Here is a 22,064-nt window from a genome sequence, read left to right as displayed (position 1 = left end):
TCAGGACGCTGCCCAATAGTGCGGATGCCACCAGGTCTGGTCAATCAAAGGTGCCGGATCGCCGACAAAATCGGCCAATCCTTCCTCGCGGGCGCAGAGCGCCACCGCTCTGGCGACGGCGCGGGCCACCTCTCCCACCTGCTCGATGGGGGGTAGCAGCCGACCCGCCACCAGCGGATAGGCGCCGACTGCCCGCACCGCGGCGAGCAACATGCCATCGCTGATGCGGCGCGCCTTGACGGCGCAGGCCCCGAGACCAATCCCCGGGAAGACATAGACGTTGTTGCACTGGGAGACCACCCGCCACTCCCCCGCCACCGTCACCGGCGCAAAGGGGCTGCCGGTGGCCAGCAAAGCGCGGCCATCTGTGGCAGCCCACACCTGCTCGGGTGTTGCTTCGGCGCTGCGAGTCGGGTTGGAGAGCGGCAGGATCACCGGCTGCTCGCACACCTCCCCCATCGCCTTTAGCACCTCGCCAGTAAAGAGGCCACCCTGACCGCTGACCCCGATCAGCACAGCCGGGCGCACCTGACGGATGGTCTCCAGCAGCGAACTGCTCCCCTCCTCCACAGCACGGGCAAATGGCTGTTGGGCACGGGTCAACGCAGGGCGATCGCAGCAGACCACCCCGTCCTGATCAAACAGCCAGATGCCGTCGTGACTCCCCGCCAGCTGGGCCAGCATGGCGGCGATGCCGCAACCGGCAGAGCCCGCCCCGACGATCAGCACCGGGGCATCACTGAGGGTGGTCCCCGCCTGTTGCAACCCGGCCAGCACGCAAGCGGAGGCGACCGCCGCCGTGCCCTGAATATCGTCGTTGAACATGCAGAGCTCGTCCCGATAACGGGTCAGCAAGTTGGCGGCATGCTTGCCAGCAAAGTCTTCAAACTGCAGCACCACCTGCGGCCAGCGCTTGCGAATGGCGGCCACCACCTTGTCCATGAAGTGGTAATAGCTCTCGCCATCGATGCGCGGGGATTGCCAGCCGAGGTAGGAGTCATCCTCCAGCAGCTCGGGGTTGTTGGTTCCCACATCGACACAGAGCGACAAAGTGCGCGCCGGATTGATGCCGCCAGCAGCGGAGTAGAGCGCCAGCTTGCCGATACAGATCCCCATGCCGCCGATACCGAGATCGCCGAGCCCCAGCACCCGCTCGCCATCGGAGATGACGATCACATCCACCTCCTGGTCCACTGACTCGAGGATGTCGTCGAGATCGTCCCTGTCATGCCAGGAGAGGTAGAGGCCGTGGCTGCGCAGATAGAGATCGCTGTGGCGCTGACACGCCTCCCCCACCACTGGGGTGTAGATGATCGGCAGCAGCTCTGGCAGGTGGTGGCGCACCAGATCGTAGAACAGCACCGGGTTGTCCTCCTGCAGCTGACGCAGCAGCAGATGCTGGTCAAACGGACTCTGCATGGCGCTGACCAGTCGGTAGATCCGGCGCCGCTGTTGGGAGAGGGACTCCTCCTTGTGGGGCATGCGACCCCGCACCCCCTGACGCTTGCGTTCTGCATAGGGCAGGCTGGTGCCCATCATGATGTCGTTCATTTTGTTTGTTCCTCAATCCGGTATCAGGCGAGCAGGGAGATAAGAGCAGTAGCCAGGATCAGCATCACGGCGCCGCCAAGACGGGAGGATATCTGGGCAAAGGGCATCAGCTTCATCCGCTGGGCCGCCGAGAGCACGGCTACGTCGCCGGTGCCGCCCATGTTGGCCATGCAGAGCCCGCCGGTGATGGCCGCCTCGATGGGATAGAAACCGATCATCCGGCCAACCAGCGCCGCGCCGAGGGCCCCACCAATCACGGTGACCATGACCAGCACGAAGTAGCTGACGGAGAAGGCGCTGATCAGTTCCGGAATACTGGTGTAGGCGACGCCGATCCCCACCAGCAGGGAGGGAGTGAGGTTGCTCACCACAAACTGATACCAGTCGGCCGCCGCCTGCTCATAACGGCGCGGCAGCAGGCCGCTCACCTTGATAAAGGCGACGGCCAAAATCATCAGGGCGAAGGGGTGCATGGGGACAAAGTTGCCAAGCAGGGAACCCAGCACAAACATGCTGGAGCTGATGAAAAGGCCCATGCCAAGACTCTGCAGGGTCGGCGCTTCGGCCTGCTCGTCGGCAATGCTCTGGCTACTTTCCTTGACCATCAGCTTGCCGTTGCCGGTCAGGGAGGGGTAACGGCGACCAAGGCGCGCCAGCAGGGAGCCCACCAGAATGGCCAGGGTATTGGCGATCACCACCGCCGGCACCATGCGCGACAATAGATCCGCACTGGACATCTGCATCGGGCCGGAGAGGATCTCCACCAGAGGCACCGCGCCAGCCCCCATGCCACCGCCCATGATGGGCAGGCCGATCAGCAGCACCGCATTCTTGAAGCCATACCCCATCAGGGAGCCGACCAGCCCCACACTCAGCAGTGCCAGCGCCACGCCGCCAAGAATGACCGGCAGGTAGCGCATGGCGGCATTTTTCAGTAAAGCGCCGCTCATACCGAACACGGAGCCAGTCACCAAGCTGGCGATAAAGAAGTTGAGAAACCCTCCCTCCTTCATGAAGTTGGTGATGACCTGCCCTGCCTGCACCGGCAGCAGCTGATATTCGAACAGGGCGGCGCCGCCAAAGATGGCGAGGATGGTGCCACCCCCCAGGTATTCGCGGATCGGCATGATCCGCTCCCCCAGCTCGGTCAGCAGGGTGCCCAGCACAAACATCAGTGCCAGCGCACCGACCATGCCCAGCGGCAGCTAGCCGTTCCAGCCGGAAAAGAGAACGCAGGTCGCCAGCCCCAGAAATATAAAGAGCGGCATACCGGCAATTTGTTGGCCGCCCATAAAGGCGGCCTTTTCTTGTGTGGTTTGTAGGGGTGAGAGGTTTTTCATTGTTATGTACTCTGCGTGTGATTGTGGCCGCTACTTTATTGGTCCCCCTCTCCCCTGTCGGTTAGCCAGACTGCAAAGCCATATAAAAACATTAAAAACTTAAACATCATGGTGCCTCCAACATGCGCAGCACAATAGAACACCAGACATCCGATACCCGACCAAGTCAGGAAATAGGGTGATAAAACGAGCGACCATAATGGCGGATATTTGGGTGATTAGCAGTAATAACGATGCGATGATCTCCCCCCTTCAGGGAAATAACAGAGCCAGATGACAAGCTCTGCGACCATTTATCGCCACAGCTCCTGTGAGTGATAGTCAGCGGGCAACGTCATCACCATGACGCGAGTGCCACGGCATGCCACATCAGGGTTTAAGTCAGCGTGCAGGAAGCACGCACGATGAAAAATGGTGAGGAGAAAGATGCAAAAAGGGGAGATTAAAATAGTGATGAGTCAAGCCAGCGAATACCAGAGCACTGGCTTGAACTCACAAGGATCACACACGGTCAGGTCTATTCTGCCAACAGCAATGGAATATTGGCGGGGTCAAAATCATGACTGATATCGGTACTTCTGATAGCGCCTTCCCGATTCACGCCATGGTGTGACTCTGCACCATATTCCCCATCACTCAACAGCGCTTCAATTGCCAGATACACACATCCACTGTCATATCCATCCACAACCCGTTTCCCCCTTGTTTTATAACCTCATCAATATTAGCGGATAAAAAAAGAGCTGCGAGCTGAAGCTGAAAATTTCATGAAAATAATCGCCGGATATCCTCCATTCACGGCGAAATATCCGAAGCGGAAAGAGAGCCTCGAGTGGATCAGCCCCGAGAATAATATCAGGGGCTCGAATGCTGCTCGCCCTCACCAACGAAAGATCCGACCAGAAACATGATCAGCATCACACTATTTACTTAGCCTGCTAAACAAGTATGATAGTTAGCATGCTAAGTACATTGAGGATGAGAAGATGACGGATCTGGAAAGGTTGCGCGAGCTGTCGCTCGCCGAGCAGATAGCGCGGATGCACCGGCTATGGCGTACTGCCGCCGACCTGGAGCTGGCTCCCCTTGGCCTCACCCATCCCCGCTGGACCGCGCTGTGGAAACTCTCCCGCATGGGGAGCCATGTCAGCCAGAAGACCCTGGCCGAAGCCCTCGAAATAGAACTGCCATCCCTGATGCGCACCCTGGGCCAGCTGGAAGAGCAGGGACTGATTGAGCGCCACTGCTGCAGTCAGGACAAGCGGGCCCGCATCGTCTGCGTGACCCCGGCTGGCCAGACCCTGCTCGATCAGATCGCCGACCGCATCATGAATATCCGCCGGGAGCTGCTGGGGGGCATCGACGAGCAGACCCTGCAACTGTTTGAAGCCACTGTGCAGCGGATCTCGGCCAACGCCCTCAGCAAAATTGAACAACACCACGACCGACAAGCCGGAGGCGATACAAGCCCTCCCGAGACCGACAGAGAGAGAATAAGATGACCCCGGATCAACAATTTACCCGCTGGATCAAATGGTCCATGGCGGGCTTTGCCACCCTGTTTGCCTATTTTCTGATAGCCGACCTGCTGATGCCCCTCACCCCTCAGGCGATGGCGACCCGTGTGGTCACCAAGCTGGCCCCTCAGGTCAGTGGCAAGGTGATCGAGGTCGCCGTTCACAACAACCAGCAGGTCAAGAAAGGAGAGCTGCTGTTCAGGCTGGACCCGGCCCCTTTTGAACTGGCAGTGGAGCAGGCCCGCCTTGCGCTGGCGCAGGCAGAGCAGCAGAACAGTGAACTGGATGCCGCCCTGACCGCCGCCGTTGCCGAGATCAACGCCAAGGAGACCCTGGCCAGCCAGAAGTGGCGCGAGGCTGAGCGGATCGATGCGCTCTACCAACGTCACATGGTTTCGCTGCAACAAAAAGATGAGGCTGACAGCGCCCTGCGCAGCGCCCAGGCCAACCTGCGCGCCAGTCAGGCCAAACTGGCCCAGATCAAGGCCAGTCGTGGCGTGACCGGTGAGGACAATCTGTTGCTGCGCCAGGCCCGCAACAAGCTGGCGCAAGTGCAGCTGGCCCTCTCTTACAGCCGGGTCCACGCGGATCAGGATGGCACCATCACCAACCTGCAGCTCAAGCCGGGCAGTATCGCCAGCGCCGGCAGCCCGCTGCTGGCGCTGGTGTCGGAACAGGTCGATGTCATAGCCGATTTTCGGGAGAAGAGCCTGCGCCATGTCGGCGAGCAAACCCGCGCACTGGTCGCCTTCGATGGCGAGCCGGGTCAGCTCTATCCTGCCCGGGTAAGCAGTCTGGATGCCGGAGTGAGTGCCGGTCAATTTGATGCCAACGGGCGACTGGCCGCACCGGTGGAGTCGGATCGCTGGGTACGGGATGCCCAGCGGATGCGGCTGCACCTCGAGCTGGAGCAGCTCCCCGACCATCTGCCAGCCGGGGCGCGGGCCACGGTGCAACTGCTGCCGGACAATGCCCTGACCGCCATGCTGGCACGGGGCCAGATCCACCTGCTCAGCCTGCTCCATTATGTCTACTAACCACGCCACTCACCCGTCGGCCAATACTGCCCCAGCCCACCCCGTCGGTGGTGCTGCCACTCACCTCTGGTATCGGCCCCTCACCGGCAACGAGCTACGCCAGTGCCTGCGCATCGCCTTTGGCTGCACCACGGGCTTTCTGCTCTGCAAGCTGTTTGGCTGGAATTACGGGGTCTTCTATACGGTCACACCGGTGCTGCTGCTGGGGATGGTGCCGGTGATGAATGGCCATGCCGCACGCCAGCTGATCGCGGCGGCGGTGGTCTGTGGGGTGGAGGTCGGGCTGCTGGGGGGACTGTTTGGCAGCCATCCGGCGCTGATGACCCCTATCGCCTTCCTGCTGTTTCTCTACCGCTTCGCCGCCATGTCGCGGGGCAGCCTGTTTCTGTTCGGGGCCAACGGGGTGCTGAGCCTCAGCATCATGCTGCACTTTGCCAGCTATCCGCAGACCGACCTCAACGACCTGATCCTCAACAATATCTGGGCGAGCGTGCTGTCGGTGCTGATCGCCTACCTGATGACCATGCTGATCCCGGATGTGGAGGCCAGACCCAAGCCAGCCTCGGCCCCCAAGGCACCGCACCGGATGCGTCATGAAGCCCTGCTGGGTGCCACTGTGGCCACCCTGTCGTTTCTGGTATTTCAGGTGTTTGACCTGCGCGACTCCATGTCTGCCCAGGCCACGACCTTGCTGGTGCTGTTCCCCATGCACTGGAACGGTGCGCTGAGTTATGCCCGTAAACGGGCGATGGGTACCTTGCTGGGGGTCACCTTCGGCCTGCTCGGCCAGCTGCTGCTCTATGACTGGTCAGGGCAACTGCTGCTGGTCGCTCCACTGTTGTGGCTCGGCGCCATGCTGTTCAGCCATGCCCACGTCAAGGAGGCAGGCGGCTCGGGGGTCGGCTTTGGCGCCCTCACTACCCTCGGCATCCTGTTTGGCCAGTACCTCACCCCGGGCAACGATCTGGTGTTCAGCGCCCTCTACCGGGTGAGCAGCATCCTGTTTGCCATCGTGGTCACCCTGCTGGCCTGCTACCTCGTCCACCGGTTGCTCAATCGCTTCGAGGCGACCCGCTTCGGTTATTGATTTCCTGTTGTAAGCACTGTTGTCAGCCCATGGATGAGCTCTCTTTCGCCCCGTCGCCTGCCGGGGCTTTTTTTCTCGCCCTCGTTTACCTCCCTCACCAATACTCCTGCCACTACAAGTCAGCGCAGAAGTGTGGCTATGCTTGTAAGGCTGCTGTCGATGAGGTGCACACTTATGGTTCCGTTGTTAAAAAAATGGCTGGTTTGTCTGATGCTGTTGGCTACCAGCCCGCTCGGGGCCACCTCGCTTGTCATTGGTGCCGAAGATGACTGGGCCCCCTACTGCGAGCGCAACAAGGACAATGAGGATGACCAGCCCCACGGACTGGCGCCTGAGCTGGTCAAGGCGGTGTTCGCCGCCGAAGGGATCGAGATTGTCTTTCGCACCCTCCCCTTCGCCCGCTGCATGCACGATGCGAAAAGCGGCAAACTTGCGGGGTGCTTCAACGCCACCATCACCGAAGAGAACCGCTACCAGTACCATTGGCACGATACCCCCATGTTCGAAGAGGATCTTGCCATCTTCGCCCTTGCCAGCGAGCCGCAACGGGATCTCAAGCTCACCTCGCTGGAGGGCAAGCGGGTGGGCATCACCCTCGGCTACACCTACCCCACCGATTTTATGGAGAACCCCAGGATCACCCGCTTTCAGGCCAAATCCGATGCCCAGATCCTCGAGATGCTGGTACGTGGCCGGGTCGACTACATCCTGATGAACGGCATGCCGGGCTACCTCAAGATCCAGCAGAAGCAGCTGACCGGCAAGGTGGTCAAGGTTGGCAAGCTCTCCACTGATGGCTTCTGGCTCGCCTTCTCCCGCCACCAACCGCAAGGGGAAGCACTGGCCAAACAGTTCGAACAGGGGCTGCAGAAGATCAAGAACAACGGCATCTATGAGACGCTGATCCGCCAGTTTGAAACCAGACTTGGCCTCTACTGATTGACGATGCCTTCCTGATTGCGCCCCCCTCATACTCGCGCGGTATACCGGACAGCGAGCGACGCACCGAATGGCCGTGCGGATTGCACAATAACAGCAACCTGTTAGGCTCACGCCCGTATGACACCAATGGAGCTGTAATCATGAATAAGGTACATATGATGGCCGCTGGTGCGCTGGCCCTCGGCCTGCTCGCTGGCTGCAATCAGGGCAATACCCTCTCAGTCACTGGTGGCGAACCGGTCAGTTACCAGTGTGAGCAGGGCAAGAAGGTGCAGGTGCGCTACTTCTCCCTCTCCGACGAAAGCCTCAGCTTTATCAAGCTGTCACTGCCGGACGGCAAGGATTACACCCTGCCCCAAGCCATTTCGGCCTCCGGCGCCCGCTATACGGACGAACATGAGGCCGTTTGGTGGAACAAGGGGGATGAGGGCTTTGTCGAGCTTCGGGATCAAGATGGCGAGTGGCAGACCGCCTACAACGACTGCAAACAGCAATAAACGTGACCCCGGCCTGGCCGGGGTCTCTCTTTACTCTGGCATCAGAGTGGTGGGGGATCAGTTGATCTCGATCTCGAAGCGGTTGGTCACCTCGACCGGAATGGCATCCGAGTTGCCCTCTGCCGGGCTGTAGCGGATCCGCGAGAGGGTCGCCAGCGCGCTCTGTTCCAGTTCGCCGGGGGGCTCAGCCGCCACCACTTCCGGCTTGACCGGCGTGCCGCTGGCGTCGATTTGATAGCGCACTTCCACATACCCCTTGACCGGTTTGGCCGGCAGGGCGGGCTCGTCATTGCCAAGCCATGACCACTGCTTCTCCTGAACCCAGTAGCTGGACAACTGCTCGAGAGGGATAGCGATCGGAGCGCGCTCGTGCGCTACCTCCTGACGGGATGAGCACCCCAGCAACAGTGTCACTGCCAGACCTGACCATACTGCGACTTTCCACTTCATGTAACGCTCCTTGTTCTCTGCCGGTGCTTGTTGCCGGACTGCAGGGCGCTCAACGCGGCCCGCTTGGTCAGTCACCCATCCTAACGAAAAAGTATTCGTATGAACATGAACAAAAGGGCCAACCCCGAGAGGTTGGCCCTTTTATAGTCAATGAGCTCACTAACCAGCCGCTGGCATCAGCCGCGCTTGTCGCTCACCACCAGCCAGAGCGCATGGACCATGCCCGGCAGACCGCCCATCAGGGTCAGCACTATGTTGATTAAAAAGTGCAGGCTAAAGCCCACCTGGATAAACGCGCACACCGGGGGCAGGAAAATGGCCAGCAGGATCTTGAGCAGATTGTTCATCTCGGCTCTCCTCTTCATGAATGTCGTCAGGATTGGAATGGGCTAACCATAAACATCCCGGGCTTCAACTGCAAACCAGACAGGGAATGAGCTCACCCGCATCATGCCAGGCGTTGAGGTCGTGGATCTGCTGATTGCTGCTGCCACGCCAGAGCAGGCCGGGGTCTGCCAACTCCTTTTCATACTTGCCATCCACCAGCACATCCAACATGGCCACCAGCTCGCGCTGGGCTTCTGACAGTTCGCCGAGCAGATAGCCGGTCCAGCACCAGATATCCTTGCCCGGACACTCGGCGCGCACCCGTTTCACCAGCGCCAGCACGTGGGGCACGTTGGCCGGGTGGAGCGGATCGCCGCCGGAGAGCGACAGACCTCGCCGTTTGATGCGGCTGTCGTTGAGGTCGCTAATGATGCGATCGCTCATCGTCTCATCGAACGGCTTGCCGCCATCGAGCCGCCAAGTGCTCTGGTTGTAGCAACCCGGGCACTGATGCTCACAACCGGAGACAAACAGGGTGGCACGGGTGCCGGGGCCGTTAATCACATCGACCGGGTAGTATTGGTGGTAGTGCATCGCTTGTTTCCTGCCTCGTTCACGGGAAGGCGGCATGGTTGCCGCCTTCCAATGAAAATGGCCCCTTGAGTCAGGGACCAGCTCTTCATCGCCTGTGCGCTTACATATGTTTGACGCGGCGCTTCACCTCTTCCTGCTTGCCCGCATTGAAGGGGCGCGCATCCGGGCTGCCGAGGTAGCCGCAGACACGGCGGGTCACCGACACCTTGGCCGGGTCATGGTTACCGCAGCGCGGGCAGGTAAAGCCCTTGGAGGTACATTCGAACTCGCCGGTAAAGCCGCAGTCGTAGCACTCGTCGATGGGGGTGTTGGTACCGTAGTAGGGCACCTTGTCATAGCTGTAATCCCAGACGTTTTCGAGCGCTTCCAGGTTGTGCTGGATGTTGGGGTACTCGCCGTAGCAGATGAAGCCACCGCTGGCGATGGGCGGATAGGGCGCCTCGAAGTCCAGCTTGTCGTACGGATTGACCTGCTTCTCCACATCGAGGTGGAAGCTGTTGGTGTAGTACCCCTTGTCGGTCACGCCGGATACCACGCCAAACTCCTTGGCGTCGATGCGGCAGAAACGGGTGCAGAGGTTCTCGCTCGGGGTGGAGTAGAGGCTGAAGCCGTAGCCAGTCTCCTCTTTCCACTCGTCAATGGCTGCCCTGAGACGGGCGATGATGGCGATGGCCTTCTGTTGCAGCTCGGCGCTGTCAAACAGGTGCACCTTGTCACCAAACAGGGCGTTGATGGTCTCGTGAACCCCGATATAACCGAGGGAAATGGAGGCACGGCCGTTCTTGAAGATCTCGCTGACGTTGTCGTCCGCCTTGAGGCGTACGCCGCAAGCCCCTTCCATATAGAGGATCGGAGCAACCCGTGCTTTCACCCCGTCCAGACGGGTGATGCGGTACATCAGCGCCTTCTTGGCGACCCGCAGGGAGGCATCGAGACGATCCCAGAAGTCCGCTTCGTCACGGGATTTCAGGGCGATGCGCGGCAGGTTGAGGCTCACCACCCCCAGGTTGTTGCGACCTTCGTGGATCTGCTCGCCATTCTCCTCGTAGGCACCGAGGAAGGAGCGGCAGCCCATGGGGGTCTTGAAGGAGCCGGTCACTTTCACGACCTGGTCGTAGTTGAGGATGTCCGGATACATTCGCTTGGAGGCACACTCCAGCGCCAGCTGCTTGATGTCGTAGTTGGGATCGCCCTGCTTGTGGTTGAGGCCATCCTTGATGGCGAACACCAGTTTCGGGAACACGGCGGTCTTCTTGTTCTTGCCAAGGCCTGCGATGCGATTGCTGAGGATGGCGCGCTGGATCATCCGCGACTCCCAGCTGTCTCCCAAGCCAAAGCCGAAGGTGACGAAGGGCGTCTGACCGTTGGCGGTGTGCAGGGTGTTGACTTCATATTCCAACGACTGGAAGGCGTCGTAGCACTCTTTCTCGGTGCGGGCCATGGCGTAGGCTTCTACGTCGGCAATGCCCCACTCTTCGGCCACTTCACGGTGTTTCTGCCAGCTGATGGTCACATAGGGAGCCAGCACTTCGTCGATGCGGTTGATGGTGGTGCCACCATAGATGTGGCTCGCCACCTGGGCGATGATCTGGGCGGTCACGGCAGTGGCGGTGCTGATGGATTTCGGGGTATCGATCTCCGCATTGCCCATTTTGAAGCCGTGGGTCAGCATCCCTTTCAGATCGATCAACATGCAGTTGAACATCGGGAAGAAAGGCGAGTAATCGAGATCGTGGAAGTGCAGATCACCGCTCTCATGAGCCTGAACCACATCACGGGGCAGCATGTGGCTGGTGGCATAGTGCTTGGCGACGATACCGGCCAGCAAGTCGCGCTGGGTCGGGATCACCTTGGAGTCTTTGTTGGCATTCTCGTTGAGCAGGGCGGCGTTGGTCTGCTCGACCAGACCGCGGATCTCCTGCGCCAGACGGCCGCGCGCCTCGCGAGCCTGATCCCTGTCGTGGCGATATTCGATATAGGCACGGGCGATGGCCTTGTCGTCGGAAGCCATCAGGTGGTTTTCGACCCGGTTCTGGATCTCGTGGATATCAACTTCACCACGCCCTTCCAGCTCCTGACTCACCGCATTGGCAATGCGGGAGGCGAGTGCCGGATTGGCCTGATTGACCGCTTCCGCCGCACGGCTGACCGCCTCTGCAATCAGCTGGGCATTGAATGGTGCGCGACATCCGTCACGTTTGATCACAACCGGTTTCATGAATTTTCCCCGTTAAAAGGCCAGGCATTTGCCTCTGGCTCACCCTTGTTGGGCCCCCCTCCCGGCATCTCGTCCTGGACGCAAATAAATTCAGCCGAGGCTTGACAAGCCTGGGCTGAAGATAGGAGGGGAACAGCTTATACACAGCTTAATAACACAACATATAGGGATTAAAAACGAATGCATCCCTATATGTGGTGTCTATTAGGCACCAAAGTGCAGCCTCATTTCTTGATCCAGAACAGGTTTTTCAGCGAGCGGGACAGTTCACGACCAACCTAAAAGAGCCCCATTCAAATCCAACCTCAAGCAGGGTGCGGGCTGGCGTCCGATCCGCCCACCCGAAAAAAAATCGCCCCCCGCCGCACAGGTTTCGAGATGACAGCGTCAACCAAAACCGCCCATACTGAACAAGAACTCTCTCCCCCTCGACAAGGGACAACCCATGCGCACCTCCCTGCTATTGCTACTGCTATCCACCCTCTCTCTGCCGCTCTGGGCCGCCAACATTCTGGTGATCAGCAGCTACCATCCCGAATACCTGTGGGACCAAAGCTACAACAAAGGGCTGCTCGATGGCTTGCAGGGGGAGCACAAGATCACTCACTTCTATATGGACACCAAACGCCATCCACGGGAGAAGTTCGACGAAATAGCCCAGCAAGCCATCGCCTTTTATCTGAAGAGCAAACCGGATCTGGTAGTACTGGGGGATGACAACGCCATCAACTATCTGGCCAACGAGATCGCCTCGCTGGGCACTCCAGTGGTATTTCTTGGCATGAACGAGAACCCGCGCCTCAAAGGCTTTGTCGGCCACCCCAAGATCACCGGCGTGCTGGAGCGCCCCCTGCTCAAACGCAACATCAGCGAAATAAGCCAGATGATGGGGGGGCTCGACAAGGCGCTGGTATTGTTTGATTCCAGCAATGTGGCCCTCACTGCCATTGAGGATGAATTCAAGACCCAGACCGAGCTGCGGGTCGGTCAGACCCGGATCAACAGCCAGCTGATGGGGGATTACAGCCTCTGGCAGGAGGCGGTGCTCAACGCCAAGAAGAACGGCTATCAGGCAATCTTCCTCGGCCTCTACCACACGCTGGTCGATGACAATGGCAAGCATGTGAGCGAAAAGACTGTGCTGGAGTGGACCAGCGCCAACACGCCGGTGCCGCTCTTCTGTTTCTGGGAATTTACCGTCGGCAAGGGGATGGCCATCGGCGGGCTGGTGCTGGACGGCCACGATCAGGGGATACAGGCAGCCAGCCTCATCAACACCATACTGGCGGGCACCCTGCCCCGTACCATCTCCCCGCGCGCGGCCCTGCGCGGCGAATATGTCTTCAGCAAGAGCGAGCTGGCCCGCTGGCAGCTCACCGTGCCCGACAAATGGCGCCACAAGATCCTCTGGCGTGAGTGACCGCCGAAACAAAAAAGAGAACCCGGCCATGCCGGGTTCTCTTTTATCGGGTGCTGCGGTTAGCAGGCTTGGTGAGAGCTATCAGCCCTGCAACGCCTGTTGCAGCTCCTCTTCGGTCCAGATGGTAATGCCGAGCTCCTGCGCCTTGGTCAGCTTGGAACCGGCCGCTTCCCCCGCGACCAGCACATCGGTCTTGGCAGATACCGAACCCGCCACCTTGGCTCCCAGCGCCTGCAGCGCCGCCTTGGCGTCGTTGCGCGACAAGGTGGTCAGGGTGCCGGTCAGCACGAAGGTCTTGCCGGCAAAGGGTTGCTCCGCGGCCTCTCTCTTCTCGATGGCCGGCCAGTGGATGCCGGCAGCCAGCAAGGCTTCCAGCACCTCCACGTTGTGGGGCTGACGCAGGAAGTAGTAGACATGCTTGGCCACCACATCGCCCACATCGGCCACTTCGAGCAGTTGCTCCACCGAGGCAGCGCGCAGGGCATCCAGGGTGAGGAAGTGGTTGGCAAGATTGAGCGCAGTCGCCTCCCCTACTTCGCGGATCCCCAGAGCAAACAGGAAGCGCGGCAGGGTGGTGTTGCGGGCCGCATCGATGGCGGCTACCAGATTGAGGGCCGATTTTTGCCCCATCCGCTCAAGACCGGCCAGCTGGATGGCATTGAGGCTGAACAGATCGGCGGGAGTTTTCACCAGCCCCTTGTCTACCAGCTGCTCGACAATCTTGTCGCCAAGGCCGTCCACATCCATGGCGCGACGGGCGGCGAAGTGCTTGATCGCCTCCTTGCGCTGCGCCTCGCAGAACAGGCCACCGGAGCAGCGGGCAACCGCTTCCCCTTCCAGCCGCTCGACCGCAGAGCCACAGACCGGACACTCGGTCGGGAATAGAATTTCGCGCGCATCAACAGGGCGCTGTGCCTCCACCACGGCCACGATCTGCGGGATCACATCCCCCGCCCGGCGCACGATCACGGTATCGCCAATCATCACGCCAAGGCGCTCGATCTCATCGGCATTATGCAAGGTGGCGTTGGAAACGGTCACGCCGCCGACAAACACCGGCTTGAGCTTGGCCACCGGGGTCACGGCGCCGGTGCGGCCGACCTGAAACTCGACGTTCTCAAGCTCTGTCATCTCTTCCTGCGCCGGGAACTTGTGGGCGGTCGCCCAGCGCGGGGCGCGGGCCACAAAGCCCAGCTCTTCCTGCAAGGGGATGGCATCCACCTTGTAGACCACACCGTCGATCTCGTAAGGGAGCTCGCCACGGCGGGCCAGAATGTCGTCGTGGAACGCCTGACAACCGGCAGCTCCCTCTTTGAGCTTCACCTCGGGACTGAGCGGCAGCCCCCACTCCTTGAGCTGATGAAGGCGACCAAAGTGGGAGTCGCCCAGTTGCTCGCCCCCCACCCCCACGCCATAGGCGTAAAAGCTCAGGGGACGGCTGGCGGTGATGCGTGAATCGAGCTGACGCAGGCTGCCAGCAGCGGCATTGCGCGGGTTGACGAATACCTTCTCGCCCGCGGCCAGCGCCTTGGCGTTCATCGCCTCAAAACCTGCTTTGGGCATAAAGACTTCGCCACGCACCTCCAGCCGATCGGGCCAGCCAGAGCCACGCAATGCGAGCGGAATGGCCTTGATGGTACGCACGTTCTCGGTGATCTCCTCACCAGTGGCGCCATCGCCCCGGGTGGCCGCCTGCACCAGCTGACCATTTACATAGAGCAGGCTCACCGCCAAGCCATCGAGCTTGGGCTCGCAGCAGAAGGTGAAACGCACGTCACGCTTGAGGCGATCGCTCATGCGCTGTTCGAACGCCTGCAGCTCTTCGCTGCTAAAGACGTTGTCCAGACTCAGCATAGGGATTTCGTGGCGCACCTGTTTGAAGGCGGTCAGCGGCTGACCGCCGACCCGCACGCTCGGGGAAGCCGGGGTTTTCAGCTCGGGATGGTCGGCCTCCAGCGCAATCAACTCGCGCATCAGGCGATCGTATTCGGCATCCGGCACTGTGGGGTTATCCAGCACATAGTACTGATGACCATATTCGGTAAGCAGTTCACACAATTGACGGTGGCGGGAGAGAGTGTCGCTCATGAAAAAGTCTCGAAGTGTGATTGAACATACGGTCGGGGTAGAAACAAAAATGCGGTACCTGGGTACCGCACTTTTTCTTCACTCGACCCGCATGGCGTATTAGTCGCGACTGGCCTCGTAGGCAGCCAGCTCGTGACGGTAACGGGCAATGGTCTCGTCGCTCAGCGGGCTGCGATCCATATCTGTCAGCATGGCATCGAGATCGCTGGCCAGCTGATCGGCAGCTTGCAGCATATCCTCGAAGGCAAACGCGGCATTGCTGCGCAACGGCAGTTGCATGAACAGGGAGACACCCGGCGTGGTGAACTGCTCCATCCGATAGGGATTGAAAGTACCCGGCTTGACCATGTTGATCATGGAGAAGAGCACTTCACCCTTACCGTTGGGATCTTCGTGACGGTGGAAAATATCCATCTCGCCAAACTTGAAGCCCAGCGCCATCAGGGATGAGAGCAGGGTCGCACCTTGCAAGTCGTGACCCGGACGGCCCATCAGGTTGATGACATAGACATCCTGCCAGATCTTCTCGACCGGCTGGGGGGCCATGCGCGGCTCTTCCACCACAGGAGCAGGTGCCACATAGGCCGGCTCTTCATAAACAGGCTCGGGAGCCACATGACGGGGCTGCGGCTGATATTCCGGCTCGGGTGCACGCACCGGTTCGGCACGAACGGTGTCAGCGGTACGGACTGTCTCTGCACGGGCACCAAAAGTCGGGGCGGTCGCGTAAGCGGGCTCGACCAGCGGCTCGTCATCCAGCGACTGCATCATGGGCTCGCGCTGGGGACGGGAACGGTAGACCGGGGTACGACGATTGACCTGAGCAGGTTTGCGCACCGGCGCGGCGGGCGCCTCGTCGATCTCCTCGGGCAGCGGTTCATCGAACGCTTCCTCCTCTTCATAGACAGGAGGCGGCGGAACCGGGCGGGCAGCAGGCTTGCGCACTACGGGCGGCGGCAGATCGTCCTCGTCATCTTCATCATCAAAGGCGGGGACGGCAGGGCGACGACCGAGTTCCGGCTGGCGGCTCTCTTCACTGCGCAGCTTGGGCTCGGCACGACGGCCACCACTGACCACACGTACCTGGCCGATGCCATCGCTGTCGAAGGCATCGTTATCACGATCCCGCGACTTGGAGTCCATCCGTCCAATCGGTTTCTCTTTGATCGGTGCCTGACGATTCTTTTTGTTGCTCCACAACCCGTGAATGAGCAATGCCGCAATAGCAATACCGCCCAGGGCAACCAAGATGTAACGCAATTCCTGCATTAGCTGCTTCTCTTTCTAGTTTTGCTCAGCCAAAGCGACGGCTTCACCGATATCGACCGACACAATGCGAGAAACCCCGGGCTCTTGCATCGTGACGCCAACCAGCTGCTCAGCCATCTCCATGGAGACCTTATTATGACTGATGTAAACGAACTGTACTGTGCTCGACATCTCTTTGACAAGAGAACAGAAGCGACCGACGTTCACTTCATCGAGCGGTGCATCCACCTCATCCAGCAGACAAAAAGGTGCTGGGTTGAGTCTGAAGATGGCAAAAACCAGCGCAAGCGCGGTTAACGCCTTCTCCCCCCCGGAAAGCAGGGCAATGGTAGCATTCTTCTTACCCGGAGGTCTCGCCATGATGCTCACTCCGGCCTCCAAAAGATCATCGGAGGTAAGCTCAAGCCAGGCACTGCCCCCACCGAACACTTTTGGAAACAGGGATTTTAAATCTTCGTTGACCTTATCGAAAGTGTCCCGGAACCGTATTTGTGTCTCTTTATCAATTCTTTTAATGGCTTGGCTCAAGGTTTCCAGTGCTTGCTCGAGATCCTGACACTGATTTTCGAGATAGGTTGACCGGGTTTTCGCCTCTTCATACTCCTCCAGCGCCGCCAGGTTGATGGCGCCAAGCGCTTCCACTTGCGCCTCCAGAGTCTGGATCTCCTGCCGCAGCTTGCCGCGATCTGCGGCGATCAGCACCGCCTGATCGAGATCCACCAGTCGAACCCCCAGCTCTTCGAACTGCTCGTGCAACCCCTGTCGACGGGTGAGGTTGCGTTCACGCTCAAGACGCAGGGTTGCCAGCTTCTCCTGCAACGTCACCAGCTGCTTGTGATCGGCACTTCTGGCCTGTTCCAGCTCACCCAACTGGCGCTCCAGCTCCGCAAGCCGTTGATGACAGGCGAGCTGCTGCGCCTCCAGATTGCGCTGCTCAGCCAGCAGGGGCGCCAGATCCGGCACTGCTTCGCTATCCGGCCCTTTCAGCCCGGCCAGCTCCAGCCCGAGCCTCGCCAACTCCTCTTCGCCCAGGGTAATGAGTTGGCTCAGATTGCCCAACTCCAGTTGCAAACGCTGGCAGGCCGCTTGTTGCTGCTCGCGGCGCACACGGGCCTCGTCGACCGCCCGCTCGCAGCGGGTCAACAGCGCCTGAGCAACCTGTAACCCTTGTGTCAGCGGCTCCCCCTGCTCCTGCAACTCGGCAAGGCGCGCCTCATCGAGTTCCAGTTGTTCACGGGCGCTGGCCAGTCGCTCTGCCTCTTCGGCCTGCTCCTGATCGAGCCGGATCAGCTCTTCGTCGAGCTGACCGAGCCGCTGCAACCGCTCCTGCCGCTGACCCTGTTGCAGGCTCCAGGCTTCGCGCAGTTGTTGCCATTTCTGCTCTTGCTCGCGCAAGGTTCGCTGCGACAACTCCTGCGCGCTGGCAAGCTGGGCGCGCCGGGCATCGGCTGCAACAAGTTGCTCACTCAGCTGTGCCAGCCCCTCGGCAACCCTCTCCTGCTCGGTATGCAACCGCTCACGCTCACCGAGCAGCGCCATGGTGCCGAGCGCCGCACCCTGTCCCAGATCAGCCCAGTTTGGCCCCAGCCAGTCGCCAGCAGGAGTCAGTACCGACTCACCTGCCGCTAGGCTTGGCTGGCGGGCCAATGCGGCCTCCCGGCTCTCCACCAACCAGATGGCATTGAGGAAGGCGGGAATGTGCTCGCCGCCCAGTTGCGCCGCCAGCGTACCGGCAACCGCCGGTTGCGCCGGGCCAATCCAGAGCCCCTCTTGCGCCAGATTGCACTCGTCCGCTGGCGTTGCGGTGAGCCAGCGACCCAGCACCTTGTCGAGTGCCTGTGCCCACTCGGGGGCCACCTGCAACCGGTCGGCCAGAGTCGCCCCCTCCATCTGTTCGCCGAGGATCTGATCCAGGGTCGCCAGCCGCGCCTCCAACTCCCGCTGCAGGCTCAATTGCTGGCCATGCTGCTGCTTGAGTTGTTCATGGGCGTCGACCGCCTGCGCCAGCTGCTCGGTCAGCTCGCCATTGGCAGCCCTCTTCAGCTCCAGCTCACCACTCAGGACATCGAGGGCCGGTTGCAGATCGTCGGCCTCTGTGCCGAGGGGTCCCGCGCGTTCATCTTCCAGTTTGAGGCGGGCCAGCCGGGTCTTGGCCTGCAGCTCCTGCAAACCACCCAACCGGGTACGGGTCTGGTTGAGCTGCCCCTGCAACCCGGCCAACTGTTGCTGCCACTGCAGCTGGCGCAGGCGGGCCTGCTCCAGCTGCTCGCTGGCGTGCTGGCGGGCCTCCTGCTGCTCGGTAAGCAACTGCTCACACTGCTCCAGCCGGGCGCTCTGCTGCTCGGCGCGCAATACCCCTTCGGTCAGTTGATCCTGCTGGCTGGCAAGCTGCGCCTTGCGGGTAGCAATCCGCTCACCGAGTGCCTCTGCACGGGCCTGCCAGTCGCGCCCCAGTTCACTCTGGTGCAGTTGCTGTTGCTCGAGACGGGCGATGGCCTGCCCGCCGAGAAAAATCTGTTGCTGGCGGCTCGCCTGTTCGGCTTGCGCCTCTTGTCTGGCGACCGACAGGGTGACGTGGCGCCCCTCATCGGCGGTGCGCTTGGCATCGAGCGCCGCCAGCGCCTGCTCGGCCTGCGCCAGCTCTGTTTTAGCCTCGCCAAGGCGCGTCTCCAGCGCCCACAACTCGGAGCCAATCAGCTCGGCGCGAGCTGCGCGCGAACGACTCTTGAGCTGTTTGTAGCGCTCGGCCGTTTCGGCCTGGGCTTTGAGGTGGTCAAGGCGCGAGCCCAGCTCGCCGCGAATATCGCCGAGGCGCTCCAGGTTCTCCTGGGTGTGACGAATGCGCTGCTCGGTCTCGCGGCGCCGCTCCTTGTAGCGAGAAACCCCGGCAGCCTCCTCCATAAAGAGTTTGAGATCGGCCGGACGTGACTCCACCAGTCGGCTGACGGTGCCCTGCTCGATGATGGCGTAGCTGCGGGGGCCAAGACCTGTGCCGAGGAAGAGGTCGGTCACATCCTTGCGGCGGCACTTTTGACCGTTGATCTGATAGTGGTTGGAGCCATCGCGCAGCACTTCGCGGCGCACCGAGATCTCGGTAAAGCGACCGAACTCGCCGGGCACCCGGTTGTGGGGATTGTCGAACACCAGCTCGACCGAGGCGCGCCCGTGCGCACTGCGATTGATAGAGCCGTTGAAGATGACATCGGTCATGTTCTCACCGCGCAGATGACGGGCGGAACTCTCCCCCAGCACCCAGCGCACTGCGTCGATGACGTTGGATTTGCCACAGCCGTTAGGGCCCACCACGGCGGTCATGTCTGCCGACAGTTCTATGCGGGTCGGCTCGACGAACGACTTGAAGCCGGCGAGTTTGATCAGTTTCAGACGCATGGCGACCTGTATCAGTGGCTAAATAAAGAGGATGCGGGCAGGTGACTTTACCAAATCCAGACCCGGCTTTGTTTGTAATATGCAGGCATCATCCCCATTCATGCCCGATTTTTGGTCGCCACGGCACGAAATAAGGAATAGTCGGCGACTTTACCAAATCAAAGGCTTGTTTGTAATATGCTGGCAGTTCTCCCATGCATAGATGGAGCTCACATGAGCCAATCACCCCATATGGTCAAAGATTCAATCAGCGGTGCAGACTATTTCCTGCGCGGGTTTTCCCTTATTCGCCAACCGGGCATCCGCACCTTTGTGCTGATCCCCCTGCTGGTCAACTTCGTGCTGTTTGCCGGGGCCTTCTATGCCCTTTTGCTGCAACTGGACGGCCTGTTCGCATGGCTCCATCAGCAGATCCCCGCCTGGCTCGACTGGCTGGACTATCTGCTGTGGCCCATCGCCCTCATCACCATACTGGTGGTCTTCTCCTTTATCTTCAGCTCGGTTGCCAACTGGGTAGCCGCTCCCTTCAACGGCCTGCTGGCGGAGAAGGTGGAGCAGATCCTCACCGGCCAGCCTGCCAATGACAGCGGCATGCTGGATATCGTCAAGGATGTGCCACGCACCTTCGGCCGCGAATGGACCAAGCTGAAGTATTACCTGCCCAAGGCTATCGGCTGCCTGATCCTGTTTCTGATCCCGGTGGTGGGCCAGACCCTGGCGCCGGTGCTCTGGTTCCTGTTCAGCGCCTGGATGATGGCGATCCAGTATGTGGATTATCCGTTCGACAACCACAAGATCGACTTCATCACCATGCGCGATGCCTTGAAGCAACGCCGTGGCAAATGCCTCAGCTTCGGCGCTTTGGTGACCCTCTTCTCCGCCATTCCGGTGGTGAACCTCTTCGTGATGCCGGTCGCCATCTGTGGCGCCACCGCCATGTGGGTCGATCACTACCGGCAGGAGCAGTTGGGGCGCTAACCCTTGAACATTGTGTCTAGTCCTGAAATAGGTTTACACATTTTCAACTAGCATTTCTCTACTCAGAACCCCCTATGTACCGCATCGGGGGTTCTGTATTTCAACGCATGATGCGGCCGCTCTGCGTTGTAAATATCCACCGCTTCACGCACCATTTCCCGCGCTTGCGTCAAATCCTGCGGGCTTTGCAACAATAACTCTCCTTTCAAAATCCCGTTCACCCGCTCCGCCAACGCATTCTGGTAACAGTCATACCCATCCGTCATCGAGCATTTCACCCCGTACCGTTCATGTAATGACTGATACAGCCCCGAGCAATACTGCACGCCGCGGTCCGAGTGATGGATTAGCTCCCCGCCGCCACGTCGTTGCTTCAGTGCTTTCTTGAACGCCATCGCCACCGATTCGGCGTGCATCCCTTCGTGTACGTGGTGGCCTACTATCTTGCGTGAGTAGGCATCCGTCACCAGGCTCAGGTACAGCGGTCCGCTCCTGGCTGGCAGATAGGTGATGTCAGCGACCCAGACCTGCTCCGGGGCCACCGGTGTGACCTGCTCTGGCCCCGCCTTGAGCAAGTTGGGATGACGGTAGAAACGGTGAAAACTGTGGGTGGTCTTGTGATACGCCCGTCTGGGCAGCACCAGCAAGCGGTGCTCGGCCAATATCTGAAACAGCCTGTCACGCCCGACCTTGAGCCCGCCATCATCCTGACCCTGCAGCAGATAATGCAGCTTGCGAGTGCCCACCCGAGGTTGTCGCAGTCGAACCTGACGCACGAAGCGCACCACCTGCAATCCCTGTGCATGGCGCTCGTCAGCGACCCGATTGCGCTTGTAGTAAGCCTGCCGGCTTATCCCCAGAAACAGGCAAGCCCTGACAATGGTCAGCCTCTCGACTTGCCGCTGCGAGAGGACTTGCCGGGTCGCTTTTTTACGATGGAGACGCCGTAGTCATTCTTCAGTACATCGACGACGGCCTCGAAGAACTGGGCCTTCTGGCTCATCAGCGCCAGCTGCTGCTCAAGTTCCTTGATGCGCTGTTCTGGCGTCTGGTTGTCGTGGTCAGGCATGGTGATGCTCCTGCCGGCACGTACAGAAGCCCCCTGGCTCCAATCTTGCCGACCATGTTTACGCAACCATACCAGAACGGTGGAACGGCCCTGAATGCCATAACGCACCTGAGCCTGTTTGTAGGTGAGCTCGCCTTTTTCAATCTGCTCGACCAGTGCCAGTTTAAAAGTCAGCGAGTAATCGCGCTGTGTCCGTTTCACACCTTGTCCCATCGAGTTCTCCATTTATTGGGGGGAAAGGTGTAAACCATATTCAGGACGGCACATTGATTAGAAAAAGGCACCCGAAA

At 60.2% G+C, this 22,064-nt stretch carries 17 protein-coding genes and 1 pseudogene; 7 read left to right on the top strand and 11 right to left on the bottom strand.

Going from position 1 to position 22,064, the window contains the following annotated elements; genetic code table 11:
• From I6L47_RS19935 to I6L47_RS19925, 3 genes and pseudogenes are all read right to left on the bottom strand, one after another.
• Complete coding sequence (locus I6L47_RS19935; protein WP_216948177.1) at positions 1-1,551, bottom strand: NAD-dependent malic enzyme; 1,551 nt, start codon at positions 1,549-1,551, stop codon at positions 1-3.
• A gap of 23 nt (positions 1,552-1,574) precedes the next feature.
• Positions 1,575-2,891: pseudogene (locus I6L47_RS19930) on the bottom strand (2-hydroxycarboxylate transporter family protein).
• 517 nt (positions 2,892-3,408) lie between these two features.
• Positions 3,409-3,579, bottom strand: a complete 171-nt coding sequence (locus tag I6L47_RS19925) for a hypothetical protein (protein ID WP_162838752.1) — start codon at positions 3,577-3,579, stop codon at positions 3,409-3,411.
• 298 nt (positions 3,580-3,877) lie between these two features.
• On the opposite strand from I6L47_RS19925, the gene I6L47_RS19920 reads away from it, so the two are divergent.
• The 5 genes from I6L47_RS19920 (at position 3,878) to I6L47_RS19900 (ending at position 7,971) form a co-directional block, all read left to right on the top strand.
• Positions 3,878-4,393, top strand: a complete 516-nt coding sequence (locus tag I6L47_RS19920; protein ID WP_216948176.1) for a MarR family transcriptional regulator — start codon at positions 3,878-3,880, stop codon at positions 4,391-4,393.
• Positions 4,390-5,445 carry an HlyD family secretion protein gene (locus tag I6L47_RS19915; RefSeq protein WP_216948175.1) on the top strand — a complete coding sequence of 352 codons (1,056 nt, stop codon included), beginning with the start codon at positions 4,390-4,392 and terminating at the stop codon, positions 5,443-5,445. The genes I6L47_RS19920 and I6L47_RS19915 overlap by 4 nt, the downstream gene beginning before the upstream one ends.
• The gene (locus I6L47_RS19910; RefSeq protein ID WP_204797096.1) at positions 5,435-6,532 is read left to right on the top strand and encodes a DUF2955 domain-containing protein; all 1,098 of its coding nucleotides are present in this window, start codon (positions 5,435-5,437) and stop codon (positions 6,530-6,532) included. Before I6L47_RS19915 ends, I6L47_RS19910 begins: the two co-directional genes overlap by 11 nt.
• 210 nt (positions 6,533-6,742) lie before the next feature.
• Positions 6,743-7,471 (top strand): ABC transporter substrate-binding protein, encoded by a 729-nt coding sequence (locus I6L47_RS19905; protein ID WP_254204776.1) that lies wholly within the window; start codon positions 6,743-6,745, stop codon positions 7,469-7,471.
• 143 nt (positions 7,472-7,614) lie between these two features.
• The gene (locus I6L47_RS19900) at positions 7,615-7,971 is read left to right on the top strand and encodes an MliC family protein (protein ID WP_042058536.1); all 357 of its coding nucleotides are present in this window, start codon (positions 7,615-7,617) and stop codon (positions 7,969-7,971) included.
• 57 nt (positions 7,972-8,028) lie between these two features.
• Here I6L47_RS19900 and I6L47_RS19895 read toward each other — a convergent pair whose 3' ends face one another.
• The 4 genes from I6L47_RS19895 to nrdD all read right to left on the bottom strand — a co-directional run bounded on the left by I6L47_RS19895 (position 8,029) and on the right by nrdD (position 11,560).
• Positions 8,029-8,421: a TonB family protein gene (locus I6L47_RS19895; RefSeq protein WP_216948173.1), complete on the bottom strand. Its 393-nt coding sequence runs from the start codon at positions 8,419-8,421 to the stop codon at positions 8,029-8,031.
• A 176-nt stretch (positions 8,422-8,597) separates the two neighbouring features.
• Positions 8,598-8,768 (bottom strand): YqaE/Pmp3 family membrane protein, encoded by a 171-nt coding sequence (locus I6L47_RS19890; RefSeq protein ID WP_005338440.1) that lies wholly within the window; start codon positions 8,766-8,768, stop codon positions 8,598-8,600.
• A gap of 64 nt (positions 8,769-8,832) precedes the next feature.
• Positions 8,833-9,342 (bottom strand): anaerobic ribonucleoside-triphosphate reductase-activating protein, encoded by a 510-nt coding sequence (gene nrdG / locus I6L47_RS19885; protein ID WP_216948172.1) that lies wholly within the window; start codon positions 9,340-9,342, stop codon positions 8,833-8,835.
• A 100-nt stretch (positions 9,343-9,442) separates the two neighbouring features.
• On the bottom strand, positions 9,443-11,560 hold the full coding sequence (gene nrdD, locus I6L47_RS19880; RefSeq protein ID WP_021229151.1) for an anaerobic ribonucleoside-triphosphate reductase: 2,118 nt from the start codon (positions 11,558-11,560) through the stop codon (positions 9,443-9,445).
• Between the two features lie 445 nt (positions 11,561-12,005).
• Here nrdD and I6L47_RS19875 point away from each other — a divergent pair, with 445 nt between their 5' ends.
• On the top strand, positions 12,006-12,980 hold the full coding sequence (locus tag I6L47_RS19875) for an ABC transporter substrate-binding protein (RefSeq protein ID WP_005338444.1): 975 nt from the start codon (positions 12,006-12,008) through the stop codon (positions 12,978-12,980).
• 81 nt (positions 12,981-13,061) lie between these two features.
• Here I6L47_RS19875 and ligA read toward each other — a convergent pair whose 3' ends face one another.
• From ligA to I6L47_RS19860, 3 genes are all read right to left on the bottom strand, one after another.
• A complete protein-coding gene (gene ligA, locus I6L47_RS19870) occupies positions 13,062-15,068 on the bottom strand; it encodes an NAD-dependent DNA ligase LigA (protein ID WP_216948171.1) in 2,007 nt (668 codons plus the stop codon).
• Between the two features lie 99 nt (positions 15,069-15,167).
• Positions 15,168-16,337: a cell division protein ZipA gene (gene zipA, locus I6L47_RS19865; protein WP_040066671.1), complete on the bottom strand. Its 1,170-nt coding sequence runs from the start codon at positions 16,335-16,337 to the stop codon at positions 15,168-15,170.
• 15 nt (positions 16,338-16,352) lie between these two features.
• The gene (locus tag I6L47_RS19860) at positions 16,353-19,727 is read right to left on the bottom strand and encodes an AAA family ATPase (protein ID WP_216948170.1); all 3,375 of its coding nucleotides are present in this window, start codon (positions 19,725-19,727) and stop codon (positions 16,353-16,355) included.
• 213 nt (positions 19,728-19,940) lie between these two features.
• Here I6L47_RS19860 and cysZ point away from each other — a divergent pair, with 213 nt between their 5' ends.
• Complete coding sequence (gene cysZ / locus I6L47_RS19855) at positions 19,941-20,705, top strand: sulfate transporter CysZ (RefSeq protein WP_005338455.1); 765 nt, start codon at positions 19,941-19,943, stop codon at positions 20,703-20,705.
• A gap of 62 nt (positions 20,706-20,767) precedes the next feature.
• Here the strand turns inward: cysZ and I6L47_RS19850 are convergent.
• A protein-coding gene (locus I6L47_RS19850; RefSeq protein WP_216948169.1) for an IS3 family transposase occupies positions 20,768-21,987 on the bottom strand; the annotation gives its coding sequence in 2 pieces (ribosomal slippage) (positions 20,768-21,639 and positions 21,639-21,987; 1,221 coding nt in all).
• Positions 21,988-22,064: the final 77 nt, after the last annotated feature.

The sequence above is a fragment of the Aeromonas sp. FDAARGOS 1417 genome (assembly GCF_019046985.1).
GTDB lineage: Bacteria > Pseudomonadota > Gammaproteobacteria > Enterobacterales > Aeromonadaceae > Aeromonas > Aeromonas veronii.
Note: the sequence above shows the minus strand (reverse complement) of the source record. Positions and strands in the feature narration are given on the sequence as shown.